Origin of the sequence: Bradyrhizobium nivariense (assembly GCF_029846695.2) — a bacterium.
In the GTDB taxonomy this organism is placed as follows: Bacteria; Pseudomonadota; Alphaproteobacteria; order Rhizobiales; family Xanthobacteraceae; genus Bradyrhizobium.
Map to the genome: position 1 here is coordinate 20,619 of NZ_JARWCR020000060.1, position 15,905 is coordinate 36,523.

Sequence of the window (15,905 nt, forward strand, 5' to 3'; positions counted from 1 at the left end):
GCCATGACCTTTCCCGTCACCACCTGCCCCGTCACCATTCGTATCCAGCAAGACGATTTCGACATCGCGCGCGAGATCGCGGTCCTGACCGGGAGCCGCACCGACATCGGCGCAGTCGTGAGCTTTTCCGGCATTTGCCGCGGCGACGAGGACAGCGCGAAGATCGCCGCGCTCTCGCTCGAGCATTATCCTGGTATGGCGGAGGAAGAGATCAGGCGCCATGCCGACGAGGCCACCTCGCGCTGGCCTCTCAACGGCGTCACGGTGATCCATCGCGTCGGCCGGTTCATGCCCGGCCAGAACATCGTGCTGGTGCTGACCGCCTCGCAGCACCGCCAGGCAGCGTTCCAGGCAGCCGAGTTCCTGATGGATTATCTCAAGACCAACGCGCCGTTCTGGAAGAAGGAAGAGAGCGCCACCGGCACCGGCTGGGTCGAGGCCCAGACCCGCGACGACGAAGCCGCCGCACGCTGGACCCGACCCTGATGGCAACAACATCTAAAAAGACCGTGCGCGGCCGCGCCGCGCCAAAGCTCGCGAAAGTGAGCCGCGGCGAGCTTGTCACGCTGATCGATTTCGTCCGCTATGCGGTGAGCCGCTTCAATGAGGCCAAGCTCGCCTTTGCCCACGGCACGCCCGATCCGGTCGCGGAAGCAGCCTTCCTGGTCTGTGAAGCCCTGCATCTGCATCCCGATCAGTTCGAGATTTTTGCCAACGCGCGCGTCTCGGCCGCCGAGGGCAAGACCATCATCGATCTCATTCATCAGCGCGTCACCACGCGCAAACCGGCCGCCTATCTCGTCAACAAGATCTACATGCGCGGCCTGCCGTTCTATGTCGACGAGCGCGTCATCGTTCCCCGCTCCTTCATCGGCGAGCTGCTGGGGTCGCATTTCGGCGGCGACGGCGAAGCCGGCTCGCTGATCGACGACCCCACCGCGGTCGAGCGGGTGCTCGATCTCTGCACGGGGTCGGGATGCCTCGCGATCCTCGCCGCACATCATTTTCCGAACGCCACGATAGACGCGGTCGATATCTCCAAGGGCGCGGTCGAAGTCGCCGGACGAAATGTCGGCGAACACGGGCTCGATGACCGGATCAGCCTGCATCGCGGCGACCTGTTCGCTCCGCTCGGTGACGCCAAATACGACCTGATCATCACCAACCCGCCTTATGTCGACGCCGAGGGCATGGCGGCGCTGCCGCCGGAGTGCCGGGCCGAGCCGAAGCTCGCCTTCGACGGCGGCGCCGACGGTCTCGACGTGGTGCGCCGGATCCTGCGCGATGCGCCCGACCACTTGACGCAGGATGGTGGGCTGATCTGCGAGATCGGCCGCGGCCGCGAATTGGTCGACGAGGCCTTTCCGGAACTGCCGCTGCTCTGGCTCGACACCGAGGACTCCGAGGGCGAGGTGTTCTGGATCGCGGCCGGCGATCTCGGCTGATCCGTCACGACGGGCATACCTCGTCGGAACAAGTCAAATACCGCCACGTTCATCCCCGACGAAGGTCTCGCTGTCGGAGGATATCCGCATGCTCGCGCCATCGGGCGAATTGCTGCGCGCCGGCGTCGCGCTCAAGCTCAACCATCTCAAGCGCGCCGCCGAGTCCTATCTGCGTGACCGCACCAGCCAGGCCACAGGACGCGCGAGGTCCTACGCAGTCGCGGCGGGCCTGTTCGTGGCGGCTGGGCTGTTCCTGGTCGCAACCTTCTTCGTTGGCCTGATCGCTCTGTATCGTTGGATTGCAATCACCCACGGTCAATTCTGGGGTTTTGGTGCCGTCGCGGCCGTGCTGCTGGTGCTGGCCGCGGCCTGTGCCGGGGTCGCTCTGGCTCAGATGAAACGTCGTGACAGGCCGGTCGTGCCGCTTGCCAGCCGGATGCGCGTTGCGATCGCCACGCCGCGGATCCCGCGCGGAACGGTCAAGCAGGCGGTGAAGGAGGTCGCGACGACGATCCCCCTGGCACCGCTCGCGCCGGGTGAACGCGGCCATGGCGGCAACGCTTCGTCGGCTCGGACCACCCGGCCCGTGCAGCTTGGACTGATGCTCGCAGCCGTCGGATTGATGGGGTTCACGGCGGCGCGCCGAAGACGTCACGGTCGAAGATTGGGCGCTTAAATGCCGGCGCGGCACTCCGAGCAGTTCGACAGTTGGCTGTTGATCGCCGCCACGGCCGTTTTCGTGCTGACCGCGGAACGCTACCTCGAGGAGTCCGGCTTTGGCCGCTCCGGGCCTCCGCAAGACCATCGCAACAGTGAGGCGAATTCCCCTGAAACGAGCCCGGCGGGCGCAGCCATGCAGCCCGGCCGTGGCCGCCGCTCGAAAAACCCGTTCGCGATCCCCTGGGCAGGCTGGAAGGACATCTTCTGGCGCACCTATCAGCGCATCGACGACGATCGCCTGCTCGCGACCGCTGGCGGCGTCGTTTTCTTCGGGCTGCTGGCGATCTTTCCGGCCGTGACCGCGCTCGTCTCGTCCTATGGACTGTTCGCCGATCCCTCCACCATCAGCTCCAACCTCCAGACGTTGGCGACGATGCTGCCCGAGGGCTCGTTCCAGATCGTCGAGGACCAGGTCGGGCGGGTGGTGTCGAATGGCAATACGGCCCTCGGCGCCACCTTCCTGTTCGGCCTCGTGCTTGCGATCTGGAGCGCCAATGCCGGCGTCAAATCGATTTTCGATGCTCTCAACGTCGCCTATGAGGAACGCGAGAAGCGCAGTTTCATCAAGCTGAACCTGATGTCGCTGGCCTTCACAATCGGCGGCATCGTGGCCGTCCTGGTGATGGTCGGCACCGTGGTCGCCTTTCCGCTCGCGCTTGATCATCTCGGCATCGCACCCGAAAGCAAGCTGATCGTCGCGCTGGCGCGATGGCCGCTGCTGCTCGTCATCCTGCTCGCCGCACTCGCCATCCTCTACCGCTTCGCGCCCAGTCGCGACGCGCCGCGCTGGCAATGGCTGAGCATCGGCGCGGTGACGGCCGGGATCCTCTGGATCGCCGGCTCGGCCCTGCTGTCGTGGTATCTGTCCGAATTCGCCAATTACAACGCGACCTACGGCTCGCTCGGCGCGGCGATCGGCTTGATGACGTGGATGTGGATGTCGGCGATCGTCATCATGTTCGGGGCCGAGTTGAATTCGGAGATCGAACGGCAGACCCTGCGCGACACGACCACCGGGCCGCCCAAGCCGCTCGGCACCCGCGAGGCCGTCGCGGCCGACACGGTCGGCGCCGCCGCGCCATCCTGACTCCGCGCGCCGGCCGCTATCCCCTCGAATCAACAATGATGTTAAGGTCATGCCGCTTGGGGGAGCATGGGGCGTGACGGGTTCGAAACGCCACCCGTGTTTTCCCGGTCAGGCAGTCAGCTCTTGAGGCGTAACGCGCGGCATGATTCGTATTTCGACGATCTTCATCGCCATTTGCATGGTTCTGGTCGCGGCCTCGCTCGGGCTCGTGCTCTACGCGGTCGCCGGCATCAGCGGAACCGAATCCGCGATCGTGGCGCTGACGGCGCTGACCTTCCTGATCCTCTACAATGCAGTGTCGATGCGGCTGCGCGACCGCAGCGACGTCGGCGGCCAGATCGCCGACCTTTCGCGCGGCACCGCCGACCTCGCCCGCCAGGTGGCCGAGTTCGGCCGCCGGCTTGCCGCGGTCGAAGGACGCATCGCCTCCTCCAATTCGACCAACTCCGACCGTATCCAGTCGGTGGTCGGAGAGATCAACGAGCTCGGCGGATTGGTCAGGCAGCTCGCCACCACCGTGTCGACCCATGAGGATTTGTTGGCCGGCAACGCGCCGGTGCCGGCCCCCGCTCCGGCCGCGAGGCTGGAGCCTGAGGCACCGCTCGACTTGATGGCCCCGTTCGAGGAGGAGCGGCCGGCTGCCCCTCCCCCAGCTCCCGCGCCGCCGCCGCGGCCGGCACCACCGGCGATCCGGATCCAGGCCGCCAATCCGGTTCAGATGGCCAACGGCCGCAACCAGACCCAACTGCTGGCGACGCTGCGCAACGCGATCGACGAGAACCGCATCGACATCTTCCTCCAGCCGATGGTGACGCTGCCGCAGCGCAAGGTCCGCTTCTACGAGGCCGTGACGCGCCTGCGCGACGAGCGAGACCAGCTGGTCGCGGCCGAGGAGTTCATCAGCATCGCGGAGGTTTCCGGCCTGATCGGGCGCATCGACAACATGGTGATGCTGCGCTGTGTGCAGGTGCTGCGACGCCTGATGGTGCGCAACAAGGAGGTCGGCGTGTTCTGCAACGTCGCGGCTTCCACGCTCGGCAATTCCACGACCTTCGCGCAATACCTCGACTTCCTCGAGGCCAATCGGGCGCTGGCGCCCTCCCTGGTGCTGGAATTCAAGCAATCGACCTTCCGCAATCTCGGCCCGGCCGAGACCGAGAACCTCGCAGCGCTCGCCCAGCGCGGTTTCCGCTTCTCGATCGACCATGTCACGGATTTGCGCATCGAGCCGCGCGAGCTCGCCGACCGCGGCGTGCGCTTCATCAAGGTGCCGGCCTCGCTCCTGCTCGACCCCAGGCAGGCTTCGGCGTCGGACATCCACCCCTCCGACCTCTCCGACCTGCTCGGCCGCTTCGGCATCGACCTGATCGCCGAGCGGATCGAGGGCGAGCGCGCCGTGATCGACCTGCTCGACTATGACGTGCGGTTTGGCCAGGGGTTTTTGTTCGCGCCGCCCCGGCCATTGCGGCCTGAAGGGGCATCTGCTACCGGCGGGGCCTCGCCGAACCAGGCGCAGGATATTCAGGGATCCAATGGCTCCGCTCCCCCCAGCCCAGGCGCGACGTCTTCAGCGCCTCCGGCCCAACGCATCACCGGCAACGCCGCGCTCGCGCGCCGCATCTGATCGGCCGAGCGCATCATGACCACGCTGCATTTCGCCGAAAGCCTGCGCGAGCTCGTGGATGGCGTGGACGTCGTGCTCAGCGACATCTGGGGCGTGGTCCATAACGGCCTCGAATCCTTCCCCGAAGCCTGCGAGGCGCTGCACACCTATCGCAGTCGCGGCGGAACGGTGATCCTGATCACCAACGCGCCGCGCCCGGCCGACTCCGTGCAGCGGCAATTGCGCAAGCTCGGCGTCGCAGATGAGACCTATGACGCGATCGTGTCCTCAGGCGACCTGACGCGGCTCTATGTCGCCGAGCATCCCGGCCGCAAGATGTTCTGGCTAGGCCCCGAGCGCGACAACTCGATCTACCGCGGCCTCGATGCGGTGACCGCGCCGCTGGAGGAGGCGGATTACATCGTCTGCACCGGCCTCTATGACGACGAAACCGAGACGGCGGAAGACTATCGCGGCATGATGCTGAAGGCGCGCGAGCGCAAGCTGACGCTGGTCTGCGCCAACCCCGACATCGTGGTGGAACGCGGCGACCGGCTGATCTATTGCGCCGGCGCGATCGCGGAGCTCTATCGCGAGCTCGGCGGCGAGGTGATCTTCTACGGCAAGCCGCACCGGCCGATCTACGAGCGCGCGATGGCGCTCGCCGGCGAACGCCGGGGCCAACAGATCGACCGCAAAAAGGTGCTCGCGATCGGCGATTCCGTCCGTACCGACCTCACCGGCGCACGCGAATTCGGCATCGATTGCCTGTTCGTGACCCGCGGCATCCATGCCGAGGAATTCGAGGGTCTCGACCAGCTCGACCCGGCTTCCGTGCTGGAATTGTTCGGCCACCCGCCGAAGGCGCTGATGCGCGAACTGAAGTGGTAGCGAGCTGATCGTCATTCCGGGCTGATGTGGAGCATCGAATCCGGAATGACAAACCCAACGCAGAAAACCCGGGACAACCGCCCGGGCCTTCCGAATTCACTGATCGCTTCGATCGCGCCTTACGCGCTCGCCATGTCCGGGAAGACCGCCTCGATCTTGGTCTTCAGCGTCGCCGCGTTGAACGGCTTGACGATGTAGTTGTTCACGCCGGCCTTCTTGGCCGCGATCACGTTCTCGGTCTTCGATTCGGCCGTGATCATGATGAAGGGCGTGGTGGCGAGGTTCGGATCCGCGCGCACTTCGCGCAGCAGGTCGTAACCCGTCATCGGCTCCATGTTCCAGTCGGAAATCACGAGCCCGTACTTCTTGCCGCGCATCTTGTTCAGCGCTGCCGAACCGTCGCTGGCATCATCGATATTCTCGAAGCCAAGCTGCTTCAGGAGGTTCCTGATGATACGGATCATGGTGCTGTAGTCATCAACCACCAGAACCGACATCGACAAATCAACCGCCATCTCGACTCCCCCAACGCAAACCCAGGAAATATTACGATCGGACCTGCCAGGCCGGAGCTCGGCGGTTCCACGCTCAAGGACTAACACCAAGGCGTTAAACAGCGCGTTAACTGAGGACGCCCCCGGTGGACTGAAATCGCATTCGATGCGGCCGCCCCCTCCCGCTTGACTTCATCCGGCCGGTCGAGCCACGGTCCCGGCCGGTCCCGCCGGCTCGAGAATTCCCCTGATGGCCCCGCATTTTACCGTTATCCGTGACACCACGCCGGACTCCGCCATTGCAAGGGGTGCCGTGGTCGCCATGGGCAATTTCGACGGCGTTCATCTCGGCCATCGCGCCGTGATCGCTGCAGCCCTGGAAATGGGCCGGACGCATGGCCGCCCTGCGCTGGCATTGACCTTCGAGCCGCATCCGCGCCGGTTTTTCAGCCCCAACACCCCGCAATTCCGCCTGACGGACGAGCGTGCCAAGCTGCGGCTTCTGGCCGGCGCCGGACTTGCCGGCGCCGTGGTCATGACCTTCGACAAGTCCCGCGCCGGGACCAGCGCGCAAGACTTCATTCACCATGACCTGATCGGGCGCCTGGGCATCGGCGGAATCGCCGTCGGCTACGACTTCCACTTCGGCAAGGGTCGCGTCGGCTCGCCGAGCCTCCTGGTCAACGAGGCGCCCCGGCTTGGCATCGAGGTCGACGTGCAGCCGCATATCGACTTCGACGAGCGGCCGGTCTCCTCCAGCGCGATCCGGATCGCGCTCGCGGAAGGCCAGCTCGACGAGGCCACCACCATGCTGGGCGGCCCCTGGTTCATCACCGGCGAGGTCGTCCACGGCGAGAAGCGAGGCCGCGACCTCGGTTATCCCACCGCCAACATCCGCCTCGACGCCAATTGCGGCCTCAAGCACGGTATCTATGCGGTGCGGGTCGGCCGCGGCGCCGAGCGGCTGGACGGGGTGGCAAGCTTCGGCCGCCGCCCGACGTTTGATAATGGCGCGCCGCTGCTGGAAATCTTCCTGTTCGACTTCAAGGGCGACCTTTACGGACAGACGCTCGACTGCGCCTTCGTCGGCTTCATCCGCGAGGAGCTGAAATTCGACGGCCTGGATGCCCTGATCCGGCAGATGGACGACGATTCCGCCCGCGCCCGCGCCATCCTCGCTGCCGCCCCGGACGCGTTTCCGAGGCTTGGCGTCATCGATTGAGGCCGAAAACCGGCCCGCCGAACCTTTTGCGCTTCCCCCGCCCCCCTGCTATGGAGAGCCCATGTTTGCGCGGCGCATCATAGGGATTAGCGGCCCGGCTTCCGCCTGAGCCTTCGGCTCGGCGCAAGACCGGGATGTTGTCGTTTCACCCCGCGATTCCGCATCGCCATCCGTTCCCGCGCCCTTCCGAGCCAGTCAGCCTCATGTCCGAAAAGCCGCAAAAGTCCCAAAAGTCTGAAGTCAAAGACTATTCCAAAACCCTGTTCCTGCCGCAGACCGAATTCCCGATGCGCGCCGGCCTGCCGCAGCGCGAGCCGGAGATCCTCAAGCGCTGGTACGAGATGGGCCTCTACGAGAAGCTGCGCGAGAGCGCCAGGGGCCGCGACAAGTTCGTGCTGCATGACGGCCCGCCCTATGCCAACGGCAACATCCATATCGGCACGTCGCTGAACAAGATCCTGAAGGATCTCGTCACCAAGAGCCAGCAGATGCTCGGCTTCGATTCCAACTACGTTCCGGGCTGGGACTGCCACGGCCTGCCGATCGAGTGGAAGGTCGAGGAGGAGCATTATCGCAAGAAGGGCAAGCAGAAGCCCGATTTCCGCGACAGTGCCGCGATGATCGATTTCCGCAAAGAGTGCCGCGCCTACGCGACGCACTGGCTCGGCGTTCAGCGCGAGGAGTTCAAGCGCCTCGGCGTGATCGGCGACTGGGATCATCCCTACGCCACCATGAGCTATCCGGCCGAGGCCCAGATCGCGCGCGAGCTGATGAAGTTTGCCGCCAACGGCACGCTCTATCGCGGCTCCAAGCCGGTGATGTGGAGCGTGGTCGAGAAGACCGCACTCGCCGAAGCCGAGGTCGAGTACGAGGACTACACGTCCGATACGGTGTGGGTGAAATTCCCGGTTACCTCGCCCGCGCACGGCGCATTGGCAAATGCGTCCGTCGTGATCTGGACCACGACGCCGTGGACGCTGCCGGGCAACCGCGCCATCTCGTTCTCGCCGAAGATCGCCTATGGCCTCTTTGAGGTCACGGACGCCCCTGGCGACAACTGGGCCAAGACCGGCGATCTCCTGATCCTCGCGGACGCGCTCGCCGAAGAAGTGTTCAAGCAGGCGCGCGTGACCGCCTACAAGAAGGTCCGCGACATCCCCGGCGATACCATGGACGCGATCGAATGCGCCCACCCGCTGAAGGGTCTTGCCGGCAGCTACGAATTCATCGTGCCGCTTTTGTCCGGCGATCATGTCACCGACGACACCGGCACCGGTTTCGTGCACACGGCGCCCGGCCATGGTCGCGAGGACTTCGATGCCTGGATGGCGCAGGCGCGCGATCTCGATGCGCGCGGCATCAACACCGCAATCCCCTACACCGTCGACGAGAACGGCGCCTACACCGATCATGCCCCGGGCTTTGCCGGCAAGCGCGTCATCAACGACAAGGGCGAGAAGGGCGAGGCCAACGAGGCCGTCATCAAGGCGCTGGTCGAAAGACGCATGCTGCTGGCACGCGGCCGGCTCAAGCACCAATATCCGCATTCCTGGCGCTCTAAGAAGCCGGTGATCTTTCGCAACACGCCGCAATGGTTCATCGCGATGGACAAGGACATTGCCGCAGGCGGCAAGACCAAGTCCGGCGACACGCTGCGCGCCCGCGCGCTGCACGCGATCTCGGTGACGCAATGGGTGCCGCCATCCGGCGAGAACCGCATCAACGGCATGATCGAGGCTCGGCCCGACTGGGTGATCTCGCGCCAGCGCGCCTGGGGCGTGCCGATCGCCGTGTTCGTGCGCGAGAAGGGCGACGGTTCGGCCGAGATCCTTCAGGACGAGGCCGTCAATACGCGCATCGGCGAAGCCTTCGAGAAGGAAGGCGCGGACGCCTGGTACGCGAAAGGCGCGCGCGAGCGCTTCCTTGGGCCGCACGCGAACGAGGACTGGCAGAAGGTCGACGACATTCTCGACGTCTGGTTCGATTCCGGCTCGACCCACGCCTTCGTGCTCGAAGACCCCGTGCACTTCCCCGGCCTCGCCGACATCAAGCGCAAGGTCGACGGCGGCAAGGACACCGTGATGTACCTTGAGGGCTCGGACCAGCATCGCGGCTGGTTCCATTCCTCGCTGCTGGAGAGCTGTGGCACGCGCGGTCGCGCGCCTTACGATATCGTGCTGACCCACGGCTTTACCCAGGACGAGCACGGCCGCAAGATGGCGAAGTCGCTCGGCAACACCATCGCGCCGCAGACCGTCATCAAGGAATCCGGCGCCGACATTTTGCGGCTCTGGGTCGCCGCCTGCGACTACACCGACGACCAGCGCATCGGCCCCGAGATCCTGAAGAACACGGTCGAGACCTACCGCAAGCTGCGCAACACCGTGCGCTGGATGCTCGGCACGCTGCATCATTACAAGCCGGCCGACGCGGTCGCAGCCGCCGAGATGCCGGAGCTCGAGCGGCTGATGCTGCACGAGCTCGCGGTCCGTGCTGCCGTCGTCAGCAAGGCCTATCAGGAGTTCGACTACAAGACCGTGGTCGCGACCCTGTCCGCCTTCCTGAACAGCGAGCTCTCGGCGTTCTATTTCGACATCCGCAAGGACACGCTCTATTGCGATCCGCCGTCCTCGCTCACGCGCAAGGCGGCGCTGACCACGATCGATCTGCTGTGTCACGCGATCCTGAAATGGCTGGCGCCGATCCTCAGCTTCACCGCCGAGGAAGCCTGGCGCATGTACAGGCCCGACGCCGAGCCCTCGGTGCACCTGACGCAGTTCCCCCACGACCTCGAAAGCTTGCGCGACGACAAGCTCGCCGCGAAGTGGGAAGCGATCCGCAACGTCCGCCGCGTCGTCACCGGTGCGCTGGAGCTCGAACGCGCCGCCAAGAATATCGGCTCGTCGCTGGAGGCCTCACCGGTCATCTATGTCGCCGACCGCGACATGCTTGCGACGCTGTTCGACACCGACCTCGCCGAGATCTGCATCACCTCGAACTACGAGGTGCGCGAGGGCGAGGCGCCGGCTTCCGCATTCCGTCTCGATGCCGTTCCAGGTGTTGCAGTCGTGGTGGAGAAGGCGGTCGGCACCAAATGCGCCCGTTCCTGGAAGATCTCGCCGACGGTGGGTGAAGACCCCGAATACCCCGACGTCACCCCGCGCGACGCCAAGGCGCTGCGCGAATGGAAGGCGCTGGGGGTGGGGGTCTGATCCCCGCGGCCATGACCCCGCTCCGCGCCGGCATCCTCGCGGCCTTGGTCACGCTCGTGGCCGACCAGGCCTCAAAGCTCTGGCTGCTGAACGTGTTCGACCTCGCCCGTCGCGGCGCGGTAAGCGTGACGCCGTTCTTCGACCTGGTGCTGGCCTGGAACATCGGCATCAGCTTCGGCTGGCTCCAGAACGACGGTCAGGCGGCGCAGCTCGCGCTGATGGCGGTGAAAGTCATTGCGGTGGTTGCGCTGGCGATCTGGATGGCCCGCTCGCACACCCTGCTCGCAACCATCGCGCTCGGTCTGATCATCGGCGGCGCCATCGGCAATGGCATTGACCGTCTGGCCTATGGCGCGGTGGTCGATTTCGCCCTGTTCCATATCGAGATCGGCGGAAATACCTATAATTGGTACGTGTTCAACCTCGCGGACGTGGCCATCGTTGCTGGGGTGGCGGCGCTGTTGTATGATTCCTTCCTGGGGGTACCCGCCGCAAAAGCGCCCTGATCCCGGCCGATACGGACCGGCAGGTGGAACCTTGCGTTTGCGAGGATCGGCCGCGCGAGAGCGGCAAACTGCCACAATTTGGAACAGGTACAGTGATGCGCAGCTCGAAGACCAGCGGTTCGATGGTTGGAGACCCCCGGCAGGGGTTCTGGCGGGCGTTGAAATTGTCCGCTGTCGCGCTCGGCATCGGTCTCGTCATGTCGGCTGGCGCCGCCCGCGCCGGTGACGACGGCGAGGACGACGACGACATGACCTTCGAAGAGAAGCTCATCGACAATCTGATGTCCGGCATCGGCGCCAAGAGCATGGAGAAGAAGGGTATCGAGTACCGCGAGCGGTCGCCGCTGGTGGTGCCGCCCAAGCTCGACCTGCCGCCTCCGGCCGGCACTGAAGCCAAGAACGCGCCGAACTGGCCGAAGGACCCTGACGAGAGGCGTCGCAAGGAGGCCATTGCTCAGCGCAAGAAGGCCAACAAGGCTCAGGAAAGCTGGCAGGCGGGCCGGGCGTTGTCGCCCGCCGAGATGGAGGTCGGCAGGACGGCCGCACCCGAGCGCACGAGCAACGATCCTATTCAGCCGGGCACCAACGGCAATCCGTCGCTCAGCCCCGCCCAGCTCGGTTTCACCGGCGGTCTGTGGGGCATGATGAAGGGCAGCGGCAGCTCTGAAAACAAGCAATTCACGACCGAGCCGCCGCGCCAGTCACTTGTCGAGCCGCCGCCGGGCTACCAGACCCCGTCGCCGAGCTACGCCTATGGCGCCGGAGAGGACAAGACGCGGCGGACCTATTTCGACATCATGTCCGGCAAGGACAAGGAACAATAGCGCTCCTGTCCCATTGCGATATCCTGACAGGCGCGGACCCGACGCCGGCGGCTCGTGCGCGCCGGACGCGGTCTATAGATTGCTAATCAGTAACTTGCCCCCGAATTGAGTTCTCTGCTTCGTGACGCGAAGCGTTTGCCGCACGGTGTACCATGCCGTGCCTCCGAGCCGGACATCCGGGCTCGGCCCTTCATAAGGATCATGATGTCCTCTCACCGATCGGCTGCCTGCCTCCTTGCCGCGCTGCTTTCGACGAGTGTCCTGACGGCCGGCGCATCCCTTGCCCAGACCACGGTGACATCGGCTCCGCCTGCCAGCTTCACGCTCGGTAACGGCCTGCAGGTCGTGGTGATTCCGGACCACCGCACGCCGGTCGTCACGGAAATGATCTGGTACAAGGTCGGCTCGGCCGACGAGACGCCGGGCAAGTCCGGGCTCGCGCACTTCCTCGAGCACCTGATGTTCAAGGGAACGGAAAAGCACCCGGTCGGCGAATTCTCCCAGACCGTGCTCCGCGTCGGCGGCAACGAGAACGCCTCGACCTCGGTCGACTACACCAACTACTACCAGCGCGTGCCGCGCGAGCAGTTGCCGACCATGATGGAGTTCGAGGCCGACCGCATGACCGGCCTGATCCTCAAGGACGAGAACGTGCTGCCCGAGCGCGACGTCGTGCTCGAAGAATACAACATGCGCGTCGCCAACAATCCGGACGCGCGGCTGAACGAGCAGATCATGGCCGCGCTCTATCTCAATCATCCCTACGGCCGGCCGGTGATCGGCTGGCACCAGGAGATCGAGAAGCTCGATCGCGAGGATGCGCTCGCCTTCTACCGCCGCTTCTACGCGCCGAACAACGCGATCCTGGTGATCGCCGGCGACGTCGACGCCGCCGACATCCGTCCGCTGGTCGAGCGCAATTTCGGCTCCATCCCGGCGCAGCCCGCGATCCCGGCGCGCCGCGTCCGCCCGCAGGAGCCGGAGCCCGCGGCGCCGCGCACCGTGACGCTGGCCGATCCGCGCGTCGAGCAACCCGGCTTGCGGCGCTATTACCTGGTGCCCTCGGCGACCACGGCTGCGGCCGGCGAAAGTGCGGCCCTCGACGTGCTGGCGCAGCTGATGGGCAGCGGCAGCAACTCCTATCTCTACCGCGCGCTCGTGGTCGACAAGCCGCTCGCGGTCTCCGCCAGCGCCAGCTATTCGAGCATCTCGCTCGACCCGACCCAGTTCGCGATCTCGGCTTCGCCCAAATCCGGCGTCAGCTTCGCCGAGGTCGAGCAGGTGGTCGACGGCGTCATTGCCGACATCGCGCAGAATCCGATCCGCGCCGAGGATCTCGAGCGGGTCAAGACCCAGCTCATCGCCGAGGCGATCTACGCCCAGGACAACCAGGCGGTTCTGGCGCGCTGGTATGGCGGCGCGCTGACCACGGGTCTGTCGATCGAGGACATCCGGAGCTGGCCCGACCGCATCCGCGCCGTCACCGCCGAGCAGGTCCGCACCGTCGCGCAGAAATGGCTCGAGAAGAAGCGCTCGGTGACGGGCTATCTGATCAAGGACACCGCGACCACCAAGCGCGAGGAGAAGCGTTCGTGACCTATCCCTTCCTTCGCACAAGACGCTTCGCGCTGTCCGTCGTCACCGGCGCAGCACTCGCGCTCGCTACCCTCTCGCCGTCACAGGCGGCTGCAAAGATCCAGCACCTGACCTCGCCGGGCGGCATCGAGGCCTGGTTCGTGCAGGACGCGACCGTGCCGCTGATCGCCATGGAATATTCCTTCGCCGGCGGCTCGTCCCAGGAGCCCAAGGACAAGTCGGGCGTCGCCAATCTGGTCGGCGATCTCCTCGACGAAGGCTCCGGCGATCTCGATTCCAAGACCTTCCATGAGCGGCTCGATCGCCGCGCCATCGAGCTCTCCTTCAGCGCCAGCCGCGACACGTTCCGCGGCAGCCTGCGCATGCTGCGCGACAACAAGGACGAGGCCTTCGACCTGTTGCGGAGCGCGCTGACCTCGCCGCATTTCGAAACTGCCGATGTCGAGCGCATCCGCTCGCAGGTGATCTCGGGCCTGCGCCGCGAGACCACCAACCCGACCTCGCTGGCGAGTCGCAAATTCCTGGAGGTCGCCTTCGGCGATCATCCGTACGGCCGGCAGAGCAACGGCAACCTCGACAGCGTGCCGAACATCACGGTCGCCGACATGAAGGATTATGTCGGCCGCGTGCTCGCCAAGGACACGTTGAAGATCGCGGTGGTCGGCGACGTCGATCCGGCTACGCTCGGCAAGCTGCTCGACCACACGTTTGGTAGCCTGCCCGCCAAGGCCAACCTCGTGCCGGTCCCCGACGTCGAGACCGCCAAGCCGCCGCAACGCGCCTTCGTGACGCTCGACGTGCCCCAGACCGTGATCTCCTTCGGCGGCCCCGGGGTGAAGCGCAGCGATCCGAACTTCATGGCGGCCTATGTCGTCAACCACATCCTCGGCGGCGGCGGGTTGTCCTCGCGGCTCTATCGCGAGGTGCGCGAGAAGCGCGGGCTGGCCTATTCGGTGTTCGAATCGCTGCTCTGGATGGAGCATTCGGCGGTCTTCATCGGCAATACCGGCACCCGCGCGGACCGCGCCGGCGACACCATGGACGCCATCGACAAGGAAGTGCGCCGGATCGCCGAGGAAGGCCCGACGCAGAAGGAGCTCGACGAGGCCAAGTCCTACCTCAAGGGCTCGCAGATGCTGGCGCTCGACACCTCCTCGAAGCTCGCGCAGGCGCTGCTGCAATATCAACAGGACAAGCTGCCGATCGACTATATCGAGAAGCGCAACGGCGTGGTCGATGCGGTCACCATGGACGACGCCAAGGCGGCCGCAAAACGCCTCTGGGGCCAGGGCCTCCTGACCGTCGTCGTCGGCCGCGCCCCGCAGGCCGCGGCGCAACCGACCGCAGCGGCCCCGAAGTCGAACTGACTTCCGCTACGGCTCTAGAAATGGCCGGGTTCGCCCGGCCATTTGCGTTTCGCATGAGCGCCATTGCCGAACGTAGACGTCCGCGATATGTCCGGACATCACGAATGGTGCGACCATGCTGCGGATATCCCGCGATCTCGTCATCGACGAGGACGACATCGAGATCGGCTTTGTCCGCGCCTCCGGCCCGGGCGGGCAGAACGTCAACAAGGTCGCGACCTCGGCGCAATTGCGCTTCGACACCCGTAAGCTGACGCTGCCGGAGGATGCCGCGTTGCGCCTTGCCCGGCTCGCAGGGCAGCGCATGACCAAGGACGGCGTGATCGTGATCCAGGCCCAGCGCTTCCGCACCCAGGAACGCAACCGCCAGGACGCCATCGACCGCCTTACGGAGATGCTCGGCGAAGCCATGGTCCGGCCGAAGCCGCGGCGCGCGACAAAGCCGACCTTTGGCTCCAAGCAGCGCCGGCTCGAGGGCAAGAAACACCGCAGCGACATCAAGTCGAAACGCGGCGGACATTTCGACGATTGACTGATTAACGAAAAACCTCCGGCCGCGGGGCGACCGGAGGTTTGCCGTTTCGCTGGCTGCGTCAGTAGCGCTTGCCGGTTGCAGCACCGCCCGACACGGAATCGTCGGCCGTGCCCTTGTGCGTCGCGCTGCCGGTGGTTCCAACGGTACCCTTCGTACCCTTGGTCGACTTCGTGCCCACCTTTTCACCGGCGGCTCCCTGCTGTGCGCCGAGATCCTCATCCTCGCTACCTGCCGCGCCGCCCTGCATGGGTTTGCTTTGCACAGTGCCGCCCGGCCTGACGCCGGAGGATGTACCTTGCGCGAGAACGGGCGTCGCAATCAGGGCCGCGAGAGCGCATGCGATTGCAGAGGTCTTCACCAACTTCATCCATTTCTCCTGGATTTGTCGCGATGAACGGTTCGG

At 65.5% G+C, this 15,905-nt stretch carries 15 protein-coding genes; 13 read left to right on the forward strand and 2 right to left on the reverse strand.

Annotation, left to right across the window (positions count from 1 at the left end; all coding sequences use genetic code 11):
* Positions 1-3 precede the first annotated feature (3 nt).
* The 6 genes from QCM77_RS34300 (at position 4) to QCM77_RS34325 (ending at position 5,746) form a co-directional block, all read left to right on the forward strand.
* A complete protein-coding gene (locus tag QCM77_RS34300; RefSeq protein WP_279668571.1) occupies positions 4-486 on the forward strand; it encodes a molybdenum cofactor biosynthesis protein MoaE in 483 nt (160 codons plus the stop codon).
* Positions 486-1,445 (forward strand): 50S ribosomal protein L3 N(5)-glutamine methyltransferase, encoded by a 960-nt coding sequence (gene prmB, locus QCM77_RS34305; protein ID WP_280095917.1) that lies wholly within the window; start codon positions 486-488, stop codon positions 1,443-1,445. The genes QCM77_RS34300 and prmB overlap by 1 nt, the downstream gene beginning before the upstream one ends.
* Positions 1,446-1,533: 88 nt before the next feature.
* Positions 1,534-2,121: a phage holin family protein gene (locus tag QCM77_RS34310; RefSeq protein ID WP_280095918.1), complete on the forward strand. Its 588-nt coding sequence runs from the start codon at positions 1,534-1,536 to the stop codon at positions 2,119-2,121.
* Positions 2,122-3,252: a YihY/virulence factor BrkB family protein gene (locus QCM77_RS34315; RefSeq protein ID WP_280095919.1), complete on the forward strand. Its 1,131-nt coding sequence runs from the start codon at positions 2,122-2,124 to the stop codon at positions 3,250-3,252.
* Between the two features lie 142 nt (positions 3,253-3,394).
* Positions 3,395-4,876 carry an EAL domain-containing protein gene (locus QCM77_RS34320; RefSeq protein WP_280095920.1) on the forward strand — a complete coding sequence of 494 codons (1,482 nt, stop codon included), beginning with the start codon at positions 3,395-3,397 and terminating at the stop codon, positions 4,874-4,876.
* Between the two features lie 15 nt (positions 4,877-4,891).
* Positions 4,892-5,746 carry a TIGR01459 family HAD-type hydrolase gene (locus tag QCM77_RS34325; protein WP_280095921.1) on the forward strand — a complete coding sequence of 285 codons (855 nt, stop codon included), beginning with the start codon at positions 4,892-4,894 and terminating at the stop codon, positions 5,744-5,746.
* A gap of 119 nt (positions 5,747-5,865) precedes the next feature.
* Here QCM77_RS34325 and QCM77_RS34330 read toward each other — a convergent pair whose 3' ends face one another.
* Positions 5,866-6,261: a response regulator gene (locus QCM77_RS34330; protein WP_007596883.1), complete on the reverse strand. Its 396-nt coding sequence runs from the start codon at positions 6,259-6,261 to the stop codon at positions 5,866-5,868.
* Between the two features lie 229 nt (positions 6,262-6,490).
* On the opposite strand from QCM77_RS34330, the gene QCM77_RS34335 reads away from it, so the two are divergent.
* The 7 genes from QCM77_RS34335 (at position 6,491) to arfB (ending at position 15,499) form a co-directional block, all read left to right on the forward strand.
* Positions 6,491-7,462, forward strand: a complete 972-nt coding sequence (locus QCM77_RS34335; protein ID WP_279668577.1) for a bifunctional riboflavin kinase/FAD synthetase — start codon at positions 6,491-6,493, stop codon at positions 7,460-7,462.
* A 203-nt stretch (positions 7,463-7,665) separates the two neighbouring features.
* A complete protein-coding gene (gene ileS, locus QCM77_RS34340; protein WP_280095922.1) occupies positions 7,666-10,674 on the forward strand; it encodes an isoleucine--tRNA ligase in 3,009 nt (1,002 codons plus the stop codon).
* An 11-nt stretch (positions 10,675-10,685) separates the two neighbouring features.
* Complete coding sequence (gene lspA, locus QCM77_RS34345; RefSeq protein WP_279668579.1) at positions 10,686-11,180, forward strand: signal peptidase II; 495 nt, start codon at positions 10,686-10,688, stop codon at positions 11,178-11,180.
* 95 nt (positions 11,181-11,275) lie between these two features.
* Positions 11,276-12,004: a hypothetical protein gene (locus QCM77_RS34350; RefSeq protein WP_279668587.1), complete on the forward strand. Its 729-nt coding sequence runs from the start codon at positions 11,276-11,278 to the stop codon at positions 12,002-12,004.
* A 201-nt stretch (positions 12,005-12,205) separates the two neighbouring features.
* Positions 12,206-13,600 carry a M16 family metallopeptidase gene (locus tag QCM77_RS34355; RefSeq protein WP_462804368.1) on the forward strand — a complete coding sequence of 465 codons (1,395 nt, stop codon included), beginning with the start codon at positions 12,206-12,208 and terminating at the stop codon, positions 13,598-13,600.
* Positions 13,597-14,967, forward strand: coding sequence for a M16 family metallopeptidase (locus tag QCM77_RS34360; RefSeq protein WP_280095924.1), 1,371 nt, complete (start codon positions 13,597-13,599; stop codon positions 14,965-14,967). The genes QCM77_RS34355 and QCM77_RS34360 overlap by 4 nt, the downstream gene beginning before the upstream one ends.
* Before the next feature lie 115 nt (positions 14,968-15,082).
* Positions 15,083-15,499: an alternative ribosome rescue aminoacyl-tRNA hydrolase ArfB gene (gene arfB / locus QCM77_RS34365; protein ID WP_279668581.1), complete on the forward strand. Its 417-nt coding sequence runs from the start codon at positions 15,083-15,085 to the stop codon at positions 15,497-15,499.
* A gap of 61 nt (positions 15,500-15,560) precedes the next feature.
* Here arfB and QCM77_RS34370 read toward each other — a convergent pair whose 3' ends face one another.
* Positions 15,561-15,869, reverse strand: a complete 309-nt coding sequence (locus QCM77_RS34370; RefSeq protein ID WP_279690095.1) for a hypothetical protein — start codon at positions 15,867-15,869, stop codon at positions 15,561-15,563.
* Between the last annotated feature and the right edge of the window lie 36 nt (positions 15,870-15,905).

Excerpts from the sequence above, each read along its gene's own strand:
- QCM77_RS34325 (WP_280095921.1), top strand. The coding sequence starts at position 4,892 with ATGACCACGCTGCATTTCGCCGAAAGCCTGCGCGAGCTCGTGGATGGC.
- QCM77_RS34320 (WP_280095920.1), top strand. The coding sequence starts at position 3,395 with ATGATTCGTATTTCGACGATCTTCATCGCCATTTGCATGGTTCTGGTC.
- lspA (WP_279668579.1), top strand. The coding sequence starts at position 10,686 with ATGACCCCGCTCCGCGCCGGCATCCTCGCGGCCTTGGTCACGCTCGTG.
- QCM77_RS34370 (WP_279690095.1), bottom strand. The coding sequence starts at position 15,869 with ATGAAGTTGGTGAAGACCTCTGCAATCGCATGCGCTCTCGCGGCCCTG.
- QCM77_RS34315 (WP_280095919.1), top strand. The coding sequence starts at position 2,122 with ATGCCGGCGCGGCACTCCGAGCAGTTCGACAGTTGGCTGTTGATCGCC.
- QCM77_RS34335 (WP_279668577.1), top strand. The coding sequence starts at position 6,491 with ATGGCCCCGCATTTTACCGTTATCCGTGACACCACGCCGGACTCCGCC.
- QCM77_RS34330 (WP_007596883.1), bottom strand. The coding sequence starts at position 6,261 with ATGGCGGTTGATTTGTCGATGTCGGTTCTGGTGGTTGATGACTACAGC.
- ileS (WP_280095922.1), top strand. The coding sequence starts at position 7,666 with ATGTCCGAAAAGCCGCAAAAGTCCCAAAAGTCTGAAGTCAAAGACTAT.
- prmB (WP_280095917.1), top strand. The coding sequence starts at position 486 with ATGGCAACAACATCTAAAAAGACCGTGCGCGGCCGCGCCGCGCCAAAG.
- QCM77_RS34310 (WP_280095918.1), top strand. The coding sequence starts at position 1,534 with ATGCTCGCGCCATCGGGCGAATTGCTGCGCGCCGGCGTCGCGCTCAAG.
- QCM77_RS34355 (WP_462804368.1), top strand. The coding sequence starts at position 12,206 with ATGATGTCCTCTCACCGATCGGCTGCCTGCCTCCTTGCCGCGCTGCTT.
- QCM77_RS34350 (WP_279668587.1), top strand. The coding sequence starts at position 11,276 with ATGCGCAGCTCGAAGACCAGCGGTTCGATGGTTGGAGACCCCCGGCAG.
- QCM77_RS34300 (WP_279668571.1), top strand. The coding sequence starts at position 4 with ATGACCTTTCCCGTCACCACCTGCCCCGTCACCATTCGTATCCAGCAA.
- arfB (WP_279668581.1), top strand. The coding sequence starts at position 15,083 with ATGCTGCGGATATCCCGCGATCTCGTCATCGACGAGGACGACATCGAG.